This is a genomic window from Micromonospora sp. NPDC050200 (genome assembly GCF_040656135.1).
In the GTDB taxonomy this organism is placed as follows: domain Bacteria; phylum Actinomycetota; class Actinomycetes; order Mycobacteriales; family Micromonosporaceae; genus Micromonospora.
Map to the genome: position 1 here is coordinate 21,521 of NZ_JBFALG010000026.1, position 13,049 is coordinate 34,569.

Sequence of the window (13,049 nt, forward strand, 5' to 3'; positions counted from 1 at the left end):
GAAGCTAGGGATCAAGAAGGTCGCGGGACATCCAGGACGCCCACTCGCCGTGAACCAGCCATTTCCGTTCTCATGTCATCGGTGTTCATTCCGACGCCGAAAATGCGCGTCAGCGGAAGCGCTGTTTCCCATGGTGCGTTTCGCAGCGGGGCGAGAATCGCCGACTCGGCGAGCTCTTCCAGCACCGTGTTGATGACGTCCAAGTCGGCAGGGGAGAGGGACGGGGCTCGACGGGCCAGCCGATGCAGTTCGGCGTCGATGATGGCCCGGCTGTGCCGGTGGACCAGGGCAAGGAGTTTCGACTTGAGATCGTCCGCGTACCCAGCGGGCTGACGAGCGGCGCGAGCTGGATCAGTGGCCATGGCCCGGGCTTCCGCCGTGCGAGCCGCCGAATGGCGTCGTGACGCCGTCGTAGCGGAGTCGCAGCATCATGCCGCCCTGGTGGGCGTGGGGCAGGTTGTGGCAATGGTTCATCCAGATGCCGGGATTCGTAGCGCGGAATGCGACCTTCCATGTCTCGCCGGGCCGGACGTCGAATGTGTCCACCCACAGCGGGCTGCCCGTCGACGGCGTTCCGTCCCTGGACAGGATCAGCACGGGATGGCCGTGCAGATGCCAGGGGTGCGTTTCCAGGCTTCGGTTGACGACGGTGAACCGGACGATGTCGCCTTCGGTGACGAGCTGGTCGGGAATGGAGGGGTGGCCTCGGCCGTTGACGGTGTGCGCATACGCCGGTCGGCCGTCGACCATGGCCACTCCGCGGTCGAGGACCATGGTGAAGTGCCGGTCAGCCTTGCGGGGATCGAAGGGTACGGCGGCCGGAGCTCCGTACCGCAGCAGGTCGAGCTCCGGCAAGTCGGACGTGTCCTCGATGCGCGCCGCACCGGAGGTATCGCCAGGCGGGCGCAGGCGCAGCCCGCCGACGAGATCGTCGTCGACAACGAGTGCCACGACGGTGTCCGGCATGACGAACACCAGGTCGAATCGCCCGCCGGCCGGCAGGCGCAGGCCGACGTCACTGACCTCGCCCGGCTGGTTGAGGTCTCGGCCGTCGACGGCCGAGATCCGGAACGGGGTACCGGCGAGGACGATCCGGTGCGGATCCGAGTCGGTGTTGATCAATCGCAGCCGCACGGGTGCACCGGGTGGTGCGGGGTGTTCGGTCCGGTCGTCCCTGCCGGCGATCAGGACGACGCCGTCGAAGGTGTGCACGGGCAGGGTCAGGTCCACCCGCTCCGCCGCGGAGGGCTCGTCGGCTCGCTGTCCGTCGCGCGGTTCCACGACGAGGGTTCCGTACAGCCCCTTGCGTACGCCGATGTGGGACGCGTGATGGGTGTGGTACCAGTAGGTGCCGACCTGGTCGGCGCGGAACCGGTAGACGAACTCCTCACCGGGTGCCACCGCCAGCTGGGTCACACCCGGCGCGCCGTCCTCACCGCACGGTACGTCGTAGCCGTGCCAGTGCAGGGTCAACCCGTCCTCGATGTCGGCGTTGCGCAGCCGCACCTCGACCAGGTCACCCTGGGTCGCGGTGATCGCCGGACCGGGGACCTCGCCGTCGTAGGTCCACGCGTCGATCTCTCGCCCGGACGGGAGCCGTACGGTGGCCTTCTTCGCGGTGAGCACCTGCCGCCGCACGATGCCACCCGGTGCCGGTGAGCCGGAGCCCCGTAGGTCGGCCACCGACACGGCCGTTCGGGACGAGCGCCCGGGGCCGCCTCCCCTGGTCACCGATTCGGCGGGGAGGAACGACAGCCCGGTGCCGGCACCGGCCGCGGTAACCGCGACCGCGCCACCGGTCCAGCCGAGGAACCGGCGGCGCGAGATCGCGCGTCGGCCCTCCGGCGCCTGCGCGACGCCCGCATCAGCGGTGTTCTCGGCGGGAGGCGCGATCACGCGCGCGGTCAGCAACGCGCCGGCGCACACGAGCGAGATCGTGATCAAGGCCGCGCTCAAGGTGAGCGGGTATCCGACCAGGAAGGTCACCACAAGACCGGCCAGCGCCGAGTAACCCGCGGTGAACACCGAGACCACGCCACGTGCCGACCCTCCAGCTGCTCGCCCCCGTCTTACCGCGAGCAGTTGCGGGCCGGCGAGCAGCACGGCGACGGCCCCGGCAGCCCCTAGCATCGGCAGCCCCAGCAGCACCTTCTCCTGTACGAACCACCATCCCCGGCCGGCCAGCATCGCCACCGTGCCCACCCGGACAAGCGTCACGAGCACCGCGGCGACGAGGACGGCAGGCGCCAGCCGGATACGCCGCAGCGCCAGTGTGACGCCGGCCGCGAACCATGCGGCGATGCTCAGCAGCGCGACGACGTGGTCCAGAATGATCCACAGCCCGGTGGTCATGGCGCCTGTCGCGCGGGCGTGGCCGGCCTGGACAGCTGCGCGGCCGGCCTGGACAGCTGCCTGGCCTGACCGATGATCATCCCGGTCACTGCCACGATGGCGAGACCGTTGACCGCGTGCAGGCCGAAGACGAGCCCGCCGGCGGTGCCGTCGAGCGCCGTGGCGATCCCCTTGATCACGAACTGGACAACCGCGAGCCCGGCGACCAGGCCGCTCAGCCCGATGAGCCGCCCGGGCATCCGAGCTATCGCGGCGACGACGGTCACCAGGACCGCGATCAGGACGATTCCGCCGCCCAGCGCGCGGTGCGGCTGGAAGGACTCATCGTTAGGTGCCGTGTCGAAAGCACCGCTGGCAGCCAGGAAGAACTGCGTGACGACGGCCAGCATCAGCAGGGCCGCGAGGCCGGCGAAGAATCTACGCATGGCGCGCTCCTCGAAGTGGGTGACGGTGATCGCTCATGGCGGTGATCATCGCGCCGGGGAGGCTGCCGTGGCCTCTGACAGGGGATGGCAGCGTCTACGCAATTGGGCGTAGCCGGCCTCGTATCTCACTACGCCCGTCGGCGTAGCAGGTCGCGCATCTCTGCCGAGCGTTGTCCGTGGGCGAGAACAGTAGGATCACGGCATGCAACCACGTGCCGTGTCGTTTCCCGTGCAAAGGGTGGCGCAAGACGTGGCGCTCGCGCTCTTCGTCACCGTGATGCAGGTGCAGGGCACGGTCGCCAAGGTTGCCATCGAGGGGGCACCGCGCCCGCTCACCGACTTCGGAAACCTCGGATACGCGCTGTTGATGGTGAGTGGCCTGGTCCTGGCCGTCCGCCGCCGGTGGCCGGTTCCGGTGTTTGTCACCACCGCGCTCGCCAGCCTGGTGTATTACGGTCTCGACTTCCCGGACGGGCCCGGCTGGCTCGGGCTCTTCGTCGCCCTCTACACCCTCACCGCGTACGGTGACGGGCGCCGATCGCTGGTGGTAGCTGGTGTGGGTACCACGGTGCTCTCCGTCGGGTGGCTGGTCGCCGCAGCCGACATCGAGCCGCGCGCCGCCATCGGCTGGGTGTTCTTCCGGATCGGAGCGTCGGTCATGAGCGCAGCCCTCGGCGAGTCCGTCCGGTCTCGACGGGTCATCGCAGCCGAAGCTCAGGAGCGCGCTGAGCTGGCTGAACGCACTCGCGAGGAGGAAGCGCGGGCGCGGGTCGACGCCGAACGGCTCCGGATCGCGCGCGAGGTCCACGACACCGTTGCTCACGCCATAGCGATCATCAACGTCCAGTCCGGTGTCACCGCGCACGTGCTCGACAAGAGGCCGGAAGTGGCACGCGAGGCGCTGAAAACCATCGAGCAGACCAGTTCCCGGGCGCTGCGAGAGATGCGAGCCATCCTCGGGGTGCTCCGTGACGACAACAACGGGCGCGTGCCGTACCCCGGGCTTGAGCAGATCGACGAGCTCACCGCCAAGGCACGCGATGCCGGACTCGACATCAAACTCGAGCAGAGCTCGCCCGCGGCGCCGTTGCCGAGCGCGGTGGGGAGTGCTGCCTACCGAATCCTGCAGGAATCGATCACCAACGTGATACGTCATGTCGGCCCGACCCGGGTGACGGTAGCGCTGAACCCGGGGATCGACGTCTTGGAGATCCGGGTGACCGATGAGGGCCGCCGTGCCGCCCCTGGTGATGACCCCGCCTACCCGCACCTACCGGCCCAGCATCCGACCGGCACCGGCAGCTCGGCCAGGCCTGGCCGCGGGATCCTCGGCATGCGCGAGCGCTGCCAACTGCTGGGCGGAGAACTCGACGCCAAGCCGACTCCGGGCGGAGGGTTCGAAGTCATGGCCCGGCTGCCCCTCGCGCCGACCGGGTCGCGCCTGTGAACGCAACGGCCGCGTCACCGTCAACCAACGCTCCGATCAAAGTGCTGCTCGCCGACGATGAGGGTCTCGTGCGATCCGGCTTCAAGGTCCTGCTCGACGTCGAGGACGACATCCTGGTGGTAGGAGAAGCCACCAACGGCGCCGAAGCCGTCGAGCGGGCCCGCGCCACCCGCCCCGACGTCGTCCTCATGGACATCCGCATGCCAAAGCTGGACGGGATTCACGCCACCACCCAGATCACCGGGACGCACGGGTTGGAGCAGGTCCGAGTCCTCATCCTCACCACCTACGACACCGACGAATACGTCTTCGAGGCACTACAAGCCGGCGCCAGCGGCTTCCTGCTCAAGGACGCCGGACCGGCCGAACTCCTGCACGCCATCCGGGTGATCGCCGCCGGAGACGCGCTGCTCGCGCCGCGGATCACCCGACGCCTCATCGGCCAGTTCACCGCGCAACGAACAGCTACCCAGGCCGCGGAGGACCGGCTCGCGGTGCTGACCCAGCGCGAGCGCGAAGTGCTGGCCCTGGTGGGACAGGGACTGAGCAACAACGAGATCGGTGCCGAGTTGTTTCTCAGCCCGGCCACCGCGCGCACCCATGTCAGCCACTCGATGGCGAAACTGGGTGCGCGCGACCGCGCGCAACTGGTTGTCATCGCTTACCAGACAGGACTGGTCAGCCCCAACAAGGCATGAATGCTTGACATCCTCCCCCGCCTATGGGCAGGAGATTCCCGTTTCCGGCGTCGGTTGCCTGCGACGCTGGGTGGGTGGTCGACAGGACGCGTTTCGGCTCCTGTCCCGGACTGCCCGCCCGGTGAGTGGGGGCACCGCCTCGGTGGCGTCCCTGACGTTGATGGCCGCGTTCACGTCCGCGTTGGCCTGGTATCCGCAGGACCCGCACCGGAACATCGCTTGGCTTTCGCGGTTGTTCCGGTCGGTGTTCCCGCAGCGGCTGCACCGCTGGGAGGTGAACGCAGCAGGCACCTTCACGATTTGCGTGCCGGTGGTACGTGCACGGCTGGCCAGGGCTACCTCGAACAGACCCCAGCGCCCCAGCGTCCAGCCGTGGCTGGAGCAGGTGGATGATCCAGGGACTGGGCATCGGCCATGGCGGTGATGAGTTTGTCCACTGCCGCAAGAGCCGCGCCCCACCCGGTCCGAAACTGGTTTCGGACCGGGCGGGGCGCCGGTGACTCAGCGTGGATCAGGACACGTTGAGCGCGGTGTCATCGATGACGAACGAGGTCTGCAGTGAGGAGTCCTCCACGCCGTACCAGCGCAGCCGGACCGTCTGCCCGGCGTACGCGGCCAGACTGAACGACTTCTGGCTGTACCCCGTCGCCTTGTTCAGGTTCGAGTAGGTGGCCAGGGTCCCCAGCACGGTCGAACCGGTCGAGTTGAGCACCTCCACCTTGAGCGTGTCGTAGGCGGTGCTCGTGGTGGTCTCGGCACTGTCGACGTGCAGCCAGAAGCTGAACGTGTAGCTGCTGCAGCCGGAGGGCAGCGTCACGTTCTGGTACACGTAGTCGGTGTGGCTGGTGCCGTACCCGTCCAGCCAGGCGTTCCAGGTGCCACCGTGCGTCGGCTGGCCGCTGGAGCCGTGCTGGCCGATCACCCCGGAGGTCGAGGTCCAGCCGGTGGTGCCGGACTCGAAGCCCGGGTTGGTGATCTTCTGGCCGGGGCTGCTGCATCCGCCGCCGGAGCCGACGGTCAGGGTGTACGTCGTGGTACGGGTCACCGAGCCGGTACCGGTGACGGTGACGGTGTAGGTACCCGCCGGCGTGGACCCGGACGTGGTGATCGTCATGGTGGACGAGTTGCCGGAGGTCACCGACGACGGGCTGAACGACGCGCTCGCGCCGCTGGGCAGGCCGCTGGCCGAGAGGTTCACCGTCTGCGGGCTACCGGAGGTGGTCGTGGTGCTCACCGTCGCGGTGACCGAGCCACCCGGCGTGGTCGAGCCGGAGGTCGGGGAGACCGAGACGGAGAAGTCGTTCGTCTGCGTGCCGTTGACGACGTACAGCAGCTTGTTCGGCGAGCCGGTGCCCGGGCTGGTCACCACGTTGCTGGTGGCGTTGTTGACCAGGTAGTCGCGCACCTGCTGCGGGGTGTAGGAGGTGTTCTGGGCCAGCACCAGCGCGGCGACACCGGCCACGTGCGGGGTCGCCATCGACGTACCGCTGATGGTGTTGGTGGCGGTGTTGCTGCTGTACCAGGCCGAGGTGATGTTCGTGCCGGGCGCGAAGATGTCCAGGCAGGAGCCGTAGTTCGAGTACGACGCGCGGGCGTCGTTGTTCTGGGTGGCACCCACCGTGATCGCGGCGGCGACCCGGGCCGGCGAGGAGTTGCAGGCGTTGGTGTTCTCGTTACCGGCGGCGATGGCGTAGGTGACGCCGTCGTTGATCGAGTTGGTCACCGCGTTGTCGATCGCGGTGTCCGCCCCGCCGCCGAGGCTCATGTTCGCCACGGCCGGCTGGCCGGCGGAGTGGTTGCCGGTGACCCAGTCGATGCCGCCGACGACCTGAGCGGTGGTGCCGCTGCCGGAGCAGTTCAGCACCCGGACGCCGACCAGCTGCACGCCCTTGGCCACGCCGTACGACGAGCCACCGACCGTGCCGGCCACGTGCGTACCGTGCCCGTTGCAGTCGTCGGCGCTGCCGCCGTCGACGGCGTCGTACCCGGTCACCGCGCGCCCGCCGAAGTCGTTGTGGGCGAAGTTGATACCGGTGTCGATGATGTACGCCTTCACCCCGCTGCCCGTGACCGGGTAGGTGTACGAGTTGTTCAGCGGCAGGTTGCGCTGGTCGACGCGGTCCAGACCCCACGACGGGGTCGGGCTCTGCGTACCGTTGATGGTGTGGATGCCGTTCTGCTGCACGTACGCCACGGCCGGGTTCGCGGCGAGGCGCTCGGCGGCGGCGCGGGGCATCGCCACCTCGAAGCCGCGCAGGGCGTGCTGGTAGGTGTGCCCCACGGTGCCGCCGTACCGCGCGGTGAGGTCGGCGGCGGTGACCGCCACGCCCCGGCCACGCAGGGTCGCGGTGTCGTTGAGTACGACGATGTAGCTGTCGGCGACGACGCCGGCGGCACCGGCCGGCCGGACAGTGCCGGTGGCGGGCGCGGCCTGAGCCGCGGCGGTGCCCATGAGAGCGGCGGCGGTGGCCGCCACCGAGGCGATGGCGAGCGCGGCGATCCTGCCGCGTCGGCCCCGGCTGTTCGGGAGACTCATCCTCATCCTTCCTCAGATCGACGCCGGCCCGGTCGGGCGCTGGCCACCGGAACGGTGACGTGGGTCGATCGAGGAGAGAATATGGCTACGTCGATGAAAGGAGAATAGGCAGCGCCATCTACGGGGGGCCTGGACGTGTCCTACTCCGCGCGTTGTCGCGGCCGTCGGGCGGCGACAGGCCCGCCCGACTGCTCGGGCGGGCCTGTCGCATGCCTTCGTTACAGCGACTTCAGCGGGGTCTTCCAGATGCCGCGCCCATGGGTTGCGGCATAGAGGTTGCCGTCGCCGCTGACGTGCAGGTCGAACACGGCGGTCAGCGGCAGGGCGTCCCCGGAGGCGCCGGAGTTGGCGCCGACGCGCCGCCAGGTGATGCGGTCGGGCATGGCGCGCCGGTCGGCGACCAGGACCCCGAGGTCCGTGCTGACGACGAGCTTGTCGCCGACCACCACCACGTCCGTCGCGGGTACGTCCGGGAACCCGACGGACAGGTCCGTCCAGGCGACCGAGACCCCGGTGGCGGTCTTGGTCAGGTTGCCCCGGTAGACGTGCTTGACGCCGGCACCCGGCCCTTCGATGAAGCGCCGGTTGAACCCGTTGAACACGAGGTAGATGGTGGAGTTGGTCGGGTCGTTCGGGTCGAAGGTCACCGCGTTGGGGTAGCGGTTGGGCAGGCTGGTCATGTCGAGTTCCGTCCAGCTGCCGCCCCAGTTGGTGGCCACGCCCCGGTTGAAGCCCGCGCTGTTGCAGTTGGCCTGGCCGCACCAGGCCGCGAGGTAGGTGTCCTTGGCCGGGTCCGCCGGGGCGGCGGCGTCGGCCACGGCGTCCATGCCGACGATGAGCCGGGCGCCGGTGCTGTCGAGCGCGTACAGCTGCTGCCAGCCGTTCGCGTCGTCAGCGGCGGCTTCCGCCGGGGTGTACGCGAAGGCCAGGTCGTGCCGCCAGAAGGAGTTGCCGCCGGCCACCCACCGCTCGCTCGCCCCGTCGCGGACGTTCTTCGAGCCGCGGATGGCGCGGAACGGCGCGGTGAAGCGGGCGTTGATGTCCGGCACGGTGACGTCGAAGATGGCGCTGGTGGACCCGTTGCTCTGCCCGCAGTTGGTGGTCAGCCACAGCGCGAGGAAGACGTACTCGTCGAGGATCTGGCAGCCGTTGCGCGGGTTGACGATGATGTCACCACCGTCGCCGCCGAACGGGCTGACCATCTTCCGCGCCCCGCCGCGCAGCAGCGACCCGCCGTTGTCCTGCAGACCGCCTGCGACTGCCCAGCCACGGCCGTTGGGGTCACGCCCGGTGCCGACGGAGTAGTACTGCAGGGTACGCAGCGTCGCGTTGTGGTTCGTCCAGTCGGTGGCGTGGCCGTCCGCGTCCTCTTTGCTGGCCGCCGGCGCGAGCGGGCGGGAGTAGACACCACCGTCGTTGCCGATCAGGACGGTGCCGCCGGAGACGGCGATGGAGTGCTGGTCGGCGTGGGTGGTCGACGGGCAGCCGCCCGACGGGATCGACGGGTCGAAGCAGGGGAATCCGAAGTTCCAGTACGGGCCGATCGTCTTCCACGTCGCGCCGGCGTCCTCGGTCTCGTAGACCTCCTCCAGCCCGACGTAGACGTGCCGGGGGTTGGTCGGGTCGACCTCGACGAAGTTGTTGTACCAGGCCTGCACACCCGGCGGGTAACCCATGTCGGCGCCGATCGCCGATCCCGAGTTCTCGAGCTTGACCGGGTCCGCGATGCGGGTCCACGGACCGAGCACACCGTTGGTGGAGTGGTAGACACCGGACAGCGCGCTCGCGCCGGCGGCGAGCCCGGCCGGGCTCGACTGCACCGCGTAGAGGTGCCGGCCGTCGACCGACGCGGCGAACTCGGCGTTGCCGACATCGGCGTTGTTGATGTCGCCGGTCAGGGCGGCCCGTGTGAAGCTGCCCGGCTGGCCACCCTGGGTGGACAGGTAGTAGCCGTTGTAGGCCGCACCTGAACGCCACGCCGCGTTGATCAGCACGGTCTTGCCGCCCGTGCCGGGCTGGATGAGAACGTCGTTGATGATGTTGTCGTACGGCCTGGTGACGTCCGTGTCGGAGGCCGGGTTGGGCAGAAATACCAGCTGCCAGCGTTCGCTGTGCCGCCTCGGGTCGGTCGAGTGCCGCCACAGGCCCCGGCTGGTCGCCGCGTACACCCATCCGGCGCCGTCGAACTTCAACTGGTTGATGCTGCGCGACTCCAGCTCGTCCCCACCGACCCGATCGGCCTGCGAGAAGCCGCGCGCCGTGCTGGCCTTCCGCAGCCGGTACACCCCGGCGCCGGCGTAGCTGGTGGCGCCGGTGTTCGCCTCACCCGTCGCGTACCACAGCGTGTCCGCCTTCTCGTCGTAGACGAGGTCACCGGTGGACAGGGCGAGGATGCCGTCGGAGATCGGCCGCCACGTCCCGCCCTCGCCGAGCTTCTTGCGGAACACGCCGCCGTTGGCCCCACCGGCGAACGTCCAGCCGTTCCCGGCGGCCAGGCCGGTGACCCGGCCCGCCACCAGTCCCGCGCCGCCGCCGGAGTTGGAGAACTGCGGGTCTCGGTAGTTCGGGTCGTCGGCGTCGTACGCCTTGTCGGTCACCTCGTACCAGCGCGAATCCGTGCCACGCAGGCCCTTCAGGTCGGCCAGGGCGTCGCTGTACTCGCCCGCCGCCACCGACCCGTACGGTGCCGTCCGCGCCGCTGCCTCCTGCGAGGCGAAGGTCTTGATCCCCGCCTGACCGGCGTGCACCCCGGCCACCGGCTTCGGTCGCTTGACCGGCCGATCGTCCGCGTACGCCGGGACACCCGCCGCCACCGTGACCAGCGCCGCGAACCCGGCGACCGCGGCACGTCCCGCACCACCCCGCCGACGTTGCCCAATGATCATGTCCGATCCTTCCCGGATGGGCTCGGCCCACGCCGTGATCAGCATGGGTCCACGTTGGACGTTAGCCATCGATCCCGATCGCGTGAAGGCCTGCTGGTGGCACCCTTGGCCGAGGTCAGCATCCGAACTGGAGCCGAACGACCAGCCCATTGGTCCGTTCGGCTCGCATCCCCTCGGTCATGTTGCTGATTGCGCCGGCACCCGGGTGACAAGGGCGGGTCAACCACACCCACCAGCCGCGACGGAAGATGCCGATCGGTCGCGAAGGTGATAGCTGCCCACCGTGCGTTTCGCTTGGCCGGCTGCCCTGCTCACGTGGGGACTCTGCCTGCCGCGGGCTCGGCGTCCTCACGAAGTAGATCTCCTCAAGGCCCTGCGGTCACCCGATCCCGAGTCCACGTACGGTGTCCGCCGGCCGGACGCGCTTGATCTCGGCGTGCGTCGGGGTGGAGCTTGATCGCTTTCTCGGTGTTCATGGCCGGGAATTGTGGCGGTGGACGCCGAGAAGAGCCGGAGACGCGCTTCAGGAGTCACCCGGCTCGATCCGGACGGTGACGCCGTCGAGGATCAGCTCCAGCCCGAGCGAGAAGTCCGCGTCGGCGACCGTCGCGTCGGGGGTGCCCGGCGGCGGCGCCTCGAACAGCGCCGAGGAGAACAGCCGGGCCGTCTCGGGGAAGCGCTCAGGATCGACGAGCCGGACCAGCGCGCGGCCGTAGTCGCGCTCGGCATCGGCCTGCCCCTGGCCGTCGGCCCTGCCCTCGGCGAGTTCGCTGTGCTGCCGTACAGACTGGACGACGTAGCCGCTGATCAGTGACAGGACGCCGACCTTGTGCGCCCAGTCGAGGCGGGTGCGGGACATGATCGCCAGCGCGGCCTCCATCCAGGCGATCTGGTTCGGTCCGGAGGGCGGTCCGGAGGTGGGCACGTGCGTCAGCCATGGCCGACGCTGGAACACCGCGCGCTGCGCGAAGGCCCAGCTGCGCAGCCCTTCGCGCCAGCCGGCGGTGTCCATGTCCGGCGGCGGGCCCAGGGCGGAGTCGGCCATGAGCGTGAGTAGTTCGTCCTTGGATCCGACGTGCCGGTAGAGCGACATGCTCGTGAAGCCGAGGCTCTTGGCGACCTTGGGAAGCGTCACGCCGCCGAGCCCGTCGCGGTCGGCGATCTCCACCGCCGCGGCGACGACCAGGTTGACGTCGAGGGCCGCGGGCCGCCCGAGACGCGCGGGCTCTGATATTCCCCACAGCCGGCGCAGTTGCGCCGGAACGAAGTCCTCGCTGGTCATGGCTCCCACGTTCGCCCCCGGACAGTTGGGCCCCATCATGCCAGCCCTCATTAGTATATCTGTGATACTTTCTCTCTGAAACTATAGTGTGGATCTCGGGGAGAGCGACGAACATGAGCATTGACACCACACCGCGGACATCGAGAGGGCCGGTGCGGCGCGCCGAACGCACCCTCGCGCCGGACCTGGCCAGGGGAGCGATGCTGCTGATCATCGCGCTGGCCAACGTCGCCGGAGTCGTCTTCGCCGGCGAGCCCGGCCTCGACGCCACGCCAGAGGGCACCGACCGCGGCCTCAACTTCCTGCTCTTCGAACTCGTCCACGCCCGCGGATATCCGGTCTTCGCCGTGATGTTCGGCTACGGACTCGTCCAGCTCGCCCGCCGCCAGGACGCCTCCGGCGCCACGCCGAAGCAGGTCCGCTCGGTGCTGTTGCGCCGCAATCTTTGGCTCGTCGTCTTCGGGTTCGCGCACGCCGCCTTGCTGTACTACGGCGACTTCCTCGGCGCCTACGGGATCGTCGGGATCGTGATGACCCTGGTGCTGCTGCGCCGTGGCGACAAGTTCCACCGGATCGTGCTGGTGCTCTGGGCGCTGTCGGCGGTCGAGATCCTGGCCATTGGCGCCATCGTGGTGAGCGGCATCCTCGAAGGTTCGGGCGGGTCGGCCCCGCTGCCGTCGGGCCACGTCGACTCCCTCGCCGCGCCCGGGTACTTCGCGTCCATGGTGGACCGCCTCGCCGAATGGCCTGTGCACACGCTGACCGTCCTGCCCTTCATCATCATCGCCTGGCTGGGCATGTGGGCCGCCCGCCGCCGCGTGCTCGAAGAGCCGGCCCGCCACAAGACCCTGCTCACGTGGACCGCCGTCCTCGGACTCGGCGTCGCCGTCGCCGGAGGTCTCCCGGCGGCCCTGGTCAGCGCCGGATGGCTGCACGTCGACGATTCGGCCACCAGTCTGATGCTGATGCTCCACGGCGGCAGCGGCATGTTCGCCGGCCCGGGTTACGTGGCCGTCTTCGGCCTGATCGCCATGCGGGTCACCCGGCCCGGCCCCGTCGTCGGCGCGCTCTCGGCTCTGGGCCGGCGCTCCCTGTCGGGATACCTGTTCCAGTCGGTGGCCTGGCTGGTCCTCCTGGCGCCCTTCACGTTCGCCCTCGGCGACCGTTTCGGCAGCCCCACGGTGACCGGCCTGATCATCGCGCTGGCCGTCTGGCTGGTGACCGTTCTGATCGCCCGCCTACTCGACAAGCGCAAGCAGGTCGGTCCCGCCGAGATCGCCCTGCGCCGCCTGACCTACGGGCCTCGCGGCGTAGTCGGCGCGGAGTGAAACCGGCCCGGCCGGATGGCCGGGGTTTCCGGTAGTAGGTCAGCCGCAAGCCGAGCTGGGCGGTAGATCTTGACCAGGTCGGCCGGCATCGGTGTC

10 protein-coding genes are annotated in these 13,049 nt (G+C 69.5%); 3 read left to right on the forward strand and 7 right to left on the reverse strand.

Annotated features, from left to right (window positions below; translation table 11 throughout):
* Window positions 1–11: 11 nt before the first annotated feature.
* Genes AB0I41_RS18565 through AB0I41_RS18575 form a run of 3 tightly spaced genes read right to left on the reverse strand, consistent with a single transcriptional unit; the run spans window position 12 to window position 2,777 of the window.
* Window positions 12–362: a hypothetical protein gene (locus AB0I41_RS18565; RefSeq protein WP_357108717.1), complete on the reverse strand. Its 351-nt coding sequence runs from the start codon at window positions 360–362 to the stop codon at window positions 12–14.
* Complete coding sequence (locus AB0I41_RS18570) at window positions 352–2,352, reverse strand: multicopper oxidase family protein (RefSeq protein WP_357108720.1); 2,001 nt, start codon at window positions 2,350–2,352, stop codon at window positions 352–354. Before AB0I41_RS18570 ends, AB0I41_RS18565 begins: the two co-directional genes overlap by 11 nt.
* Complete coding sequence (locus AB0I41_RS18575; RefSeq protein WP_357108723.1) at window positions 2,349–2,777, reverse strand: DUF6220 domain-containing protein; 429 nt, start codon at window positions 2,775–2,777, stop codon at window positions 2,349–2,351. The genes AB0I41_RS18570 and AB0I41_RS18575 overlap by 4 nt, the downstream gene beginning before the upstream one ends.
* 202 nt (window positions 2,778–2,979) lie before the next feature.
* Here AB0I41_RS18575 and AB0I41_RS18580 point away from each other — a divergent pair, with 202 nt between their 5' ends.
* Entirely contained in the window at window positions 2,980–4,224 is a 1,245-nt protein-coding gene (locus tag AB0I41_RS18580; RefSeq protein ID WP_357108726.1) for a sensor histidine kinase, read from the forward strand.
* Window positions 4,225–4,259: 35 nt separating this feature from the next.
* Window positions 4,260–4,922: a response regulator transcription factor gene (locus AB0I41_RS18585; RefSeq protein ID WP_357108871.1), complete on the forward strand. Its 663-nt coding sequence runs from the start codon at window positions 4,260–4,262 to the stop codon at window positions 4,920–4,922.
* 21 nt (window positions 4,923–4,943) lie between these two features.
* On the opposite strand, the gene AB0I41_RS18590 is transcribed toward AB0I41_RS18585, so the two are convergent.
* From AB0I41_RS18590 to AB0I41_RS18605, 4 genes are all read right to left on the reverse strand, one after another.
* Entirely contained in the window at window positions 4,944–5,381 is a 438-nt protein-coding gene (locus tag AB0I41_RS18590; RefSeq protein WP_357108729.1) for a zinc ribbon domain-containing protein, read from the reverse strand.
* Window positions 5,382–5,433: 52 nt separating this feature from the next.
* Window positions 5,434–7,374, reverse strand: coding sequence for a S8 family serine peptidase (locus AB0I41_RS18595; protein WP_357108874.1), 1,941 nt, complete (start codon window positions 7,372–7,374; stop codon window positions 5,434–5,436).
* 302 nt (window positions 7,375–7,676) lie between these two features.
* Window positions 7,677–10,343: a glycosyl hydrolase gene (locus AB0I41_RS18600; protein WP_357108731.1), complete on the reverse strand. Its 2,667-nt coding sequence runs from the start codon at window positions 10,341–10,343 to the stop codon at window positions 7,677–7,679.
* Window positions 10,344–10,866: 523 nt separating this feature from the next.
* Complete coding sequence (locus tag AB0I41_RS18605) at window positions 10,867–11,625, reverse strand: TetR/AcrR family transcriptional regulator (RefSeq protein ID WP_357108734.1); 759 nt, start codon at window positions 11,623–11,625, stop codon at window positions 10,867–10,869.
* Between the two features lie 113 nt (window positions 11,626–11,738).
* Here AB0I41_RS18605 and AB0I41_RS18610 point away from each other — a divergent pair, with 113 nt between their 5' ends.
* The gene (locus tag AB0I41_RS18610; RefSeq protein WP_357108737.1) at window positions 11,739–12,953 is read left to right on the forward strand and encodes a DUF418 domain-containing protein; all 1,215 of its coding nucleotides are present in this window, start codon (window positions 11,739–11,741) and stop codon (window positions 12,951–12,953) included.
* The last annotated feature ends 96 nt before the right edge of the window (window positions 12,954–13,049 follow it).

Bases quoted from the DNA above. Each gene is read 5' to 3' on its own strand.
- AB0I41_RS18610 (WP_357108737.1), top strand. From the start codon at position 11,739: ATGAGCATTGACACCACACCGCGGACATCGAGAGGGCCGGTGCGGCGC.
- AB0I41_RS18595 (WP_357108874.1), bottom strand. From the start codon at position 7,374: ATGGGCACCGCCGCGGCTCAGGCCGCGCCCGCCACCGGCACTGTCCGG.
- AB0I41_RS18570 (WP_357108720.1), bottom strand. From the start codon at position 2,352: ATGACCACCGGGCTGTGGATCATTCTGGACCACGTCGTCGCGCTGCTG.
- AB0I41_RS18605 (WP_357108734.1), bottom strand. From the start codon at position 11,625: ATGACCAGCGAGGACTTCGTTCCGGCGCAACTGCGCCGGCTGTGGGGA.
- AB0I41_RS18575 (WP_357108723.1), bottom strand. From the start codon at position 2,777: ATGCGTAGATTCTTCGCCGGCCTCGCGGCCCTGCTGATGCTGGCCGTC.
- AB0I41_RS18600 (WP_357108731.1), bottom strand. From the start codon at position 10,343: ATGATCATTGGGCAACGTCGGCGGGGTGGTGCGGGACGTGCCGCGGTC.
- AB0I41_RS18580 (WP_357108726.1), top strand. From the start codon at position 2,980: ATGCAACCACGTGCCGTGTCGTTTCCCGTGCAAAGGGTGGCGCAAGAC.
- AB0I41_RS18565 (WP_357108717.1), bottom strand. From the start codon at position 362: ATGGCCACTGATCCAGCTCGCGCCGCTCGTCAGCCCGCTGGGTACGCG.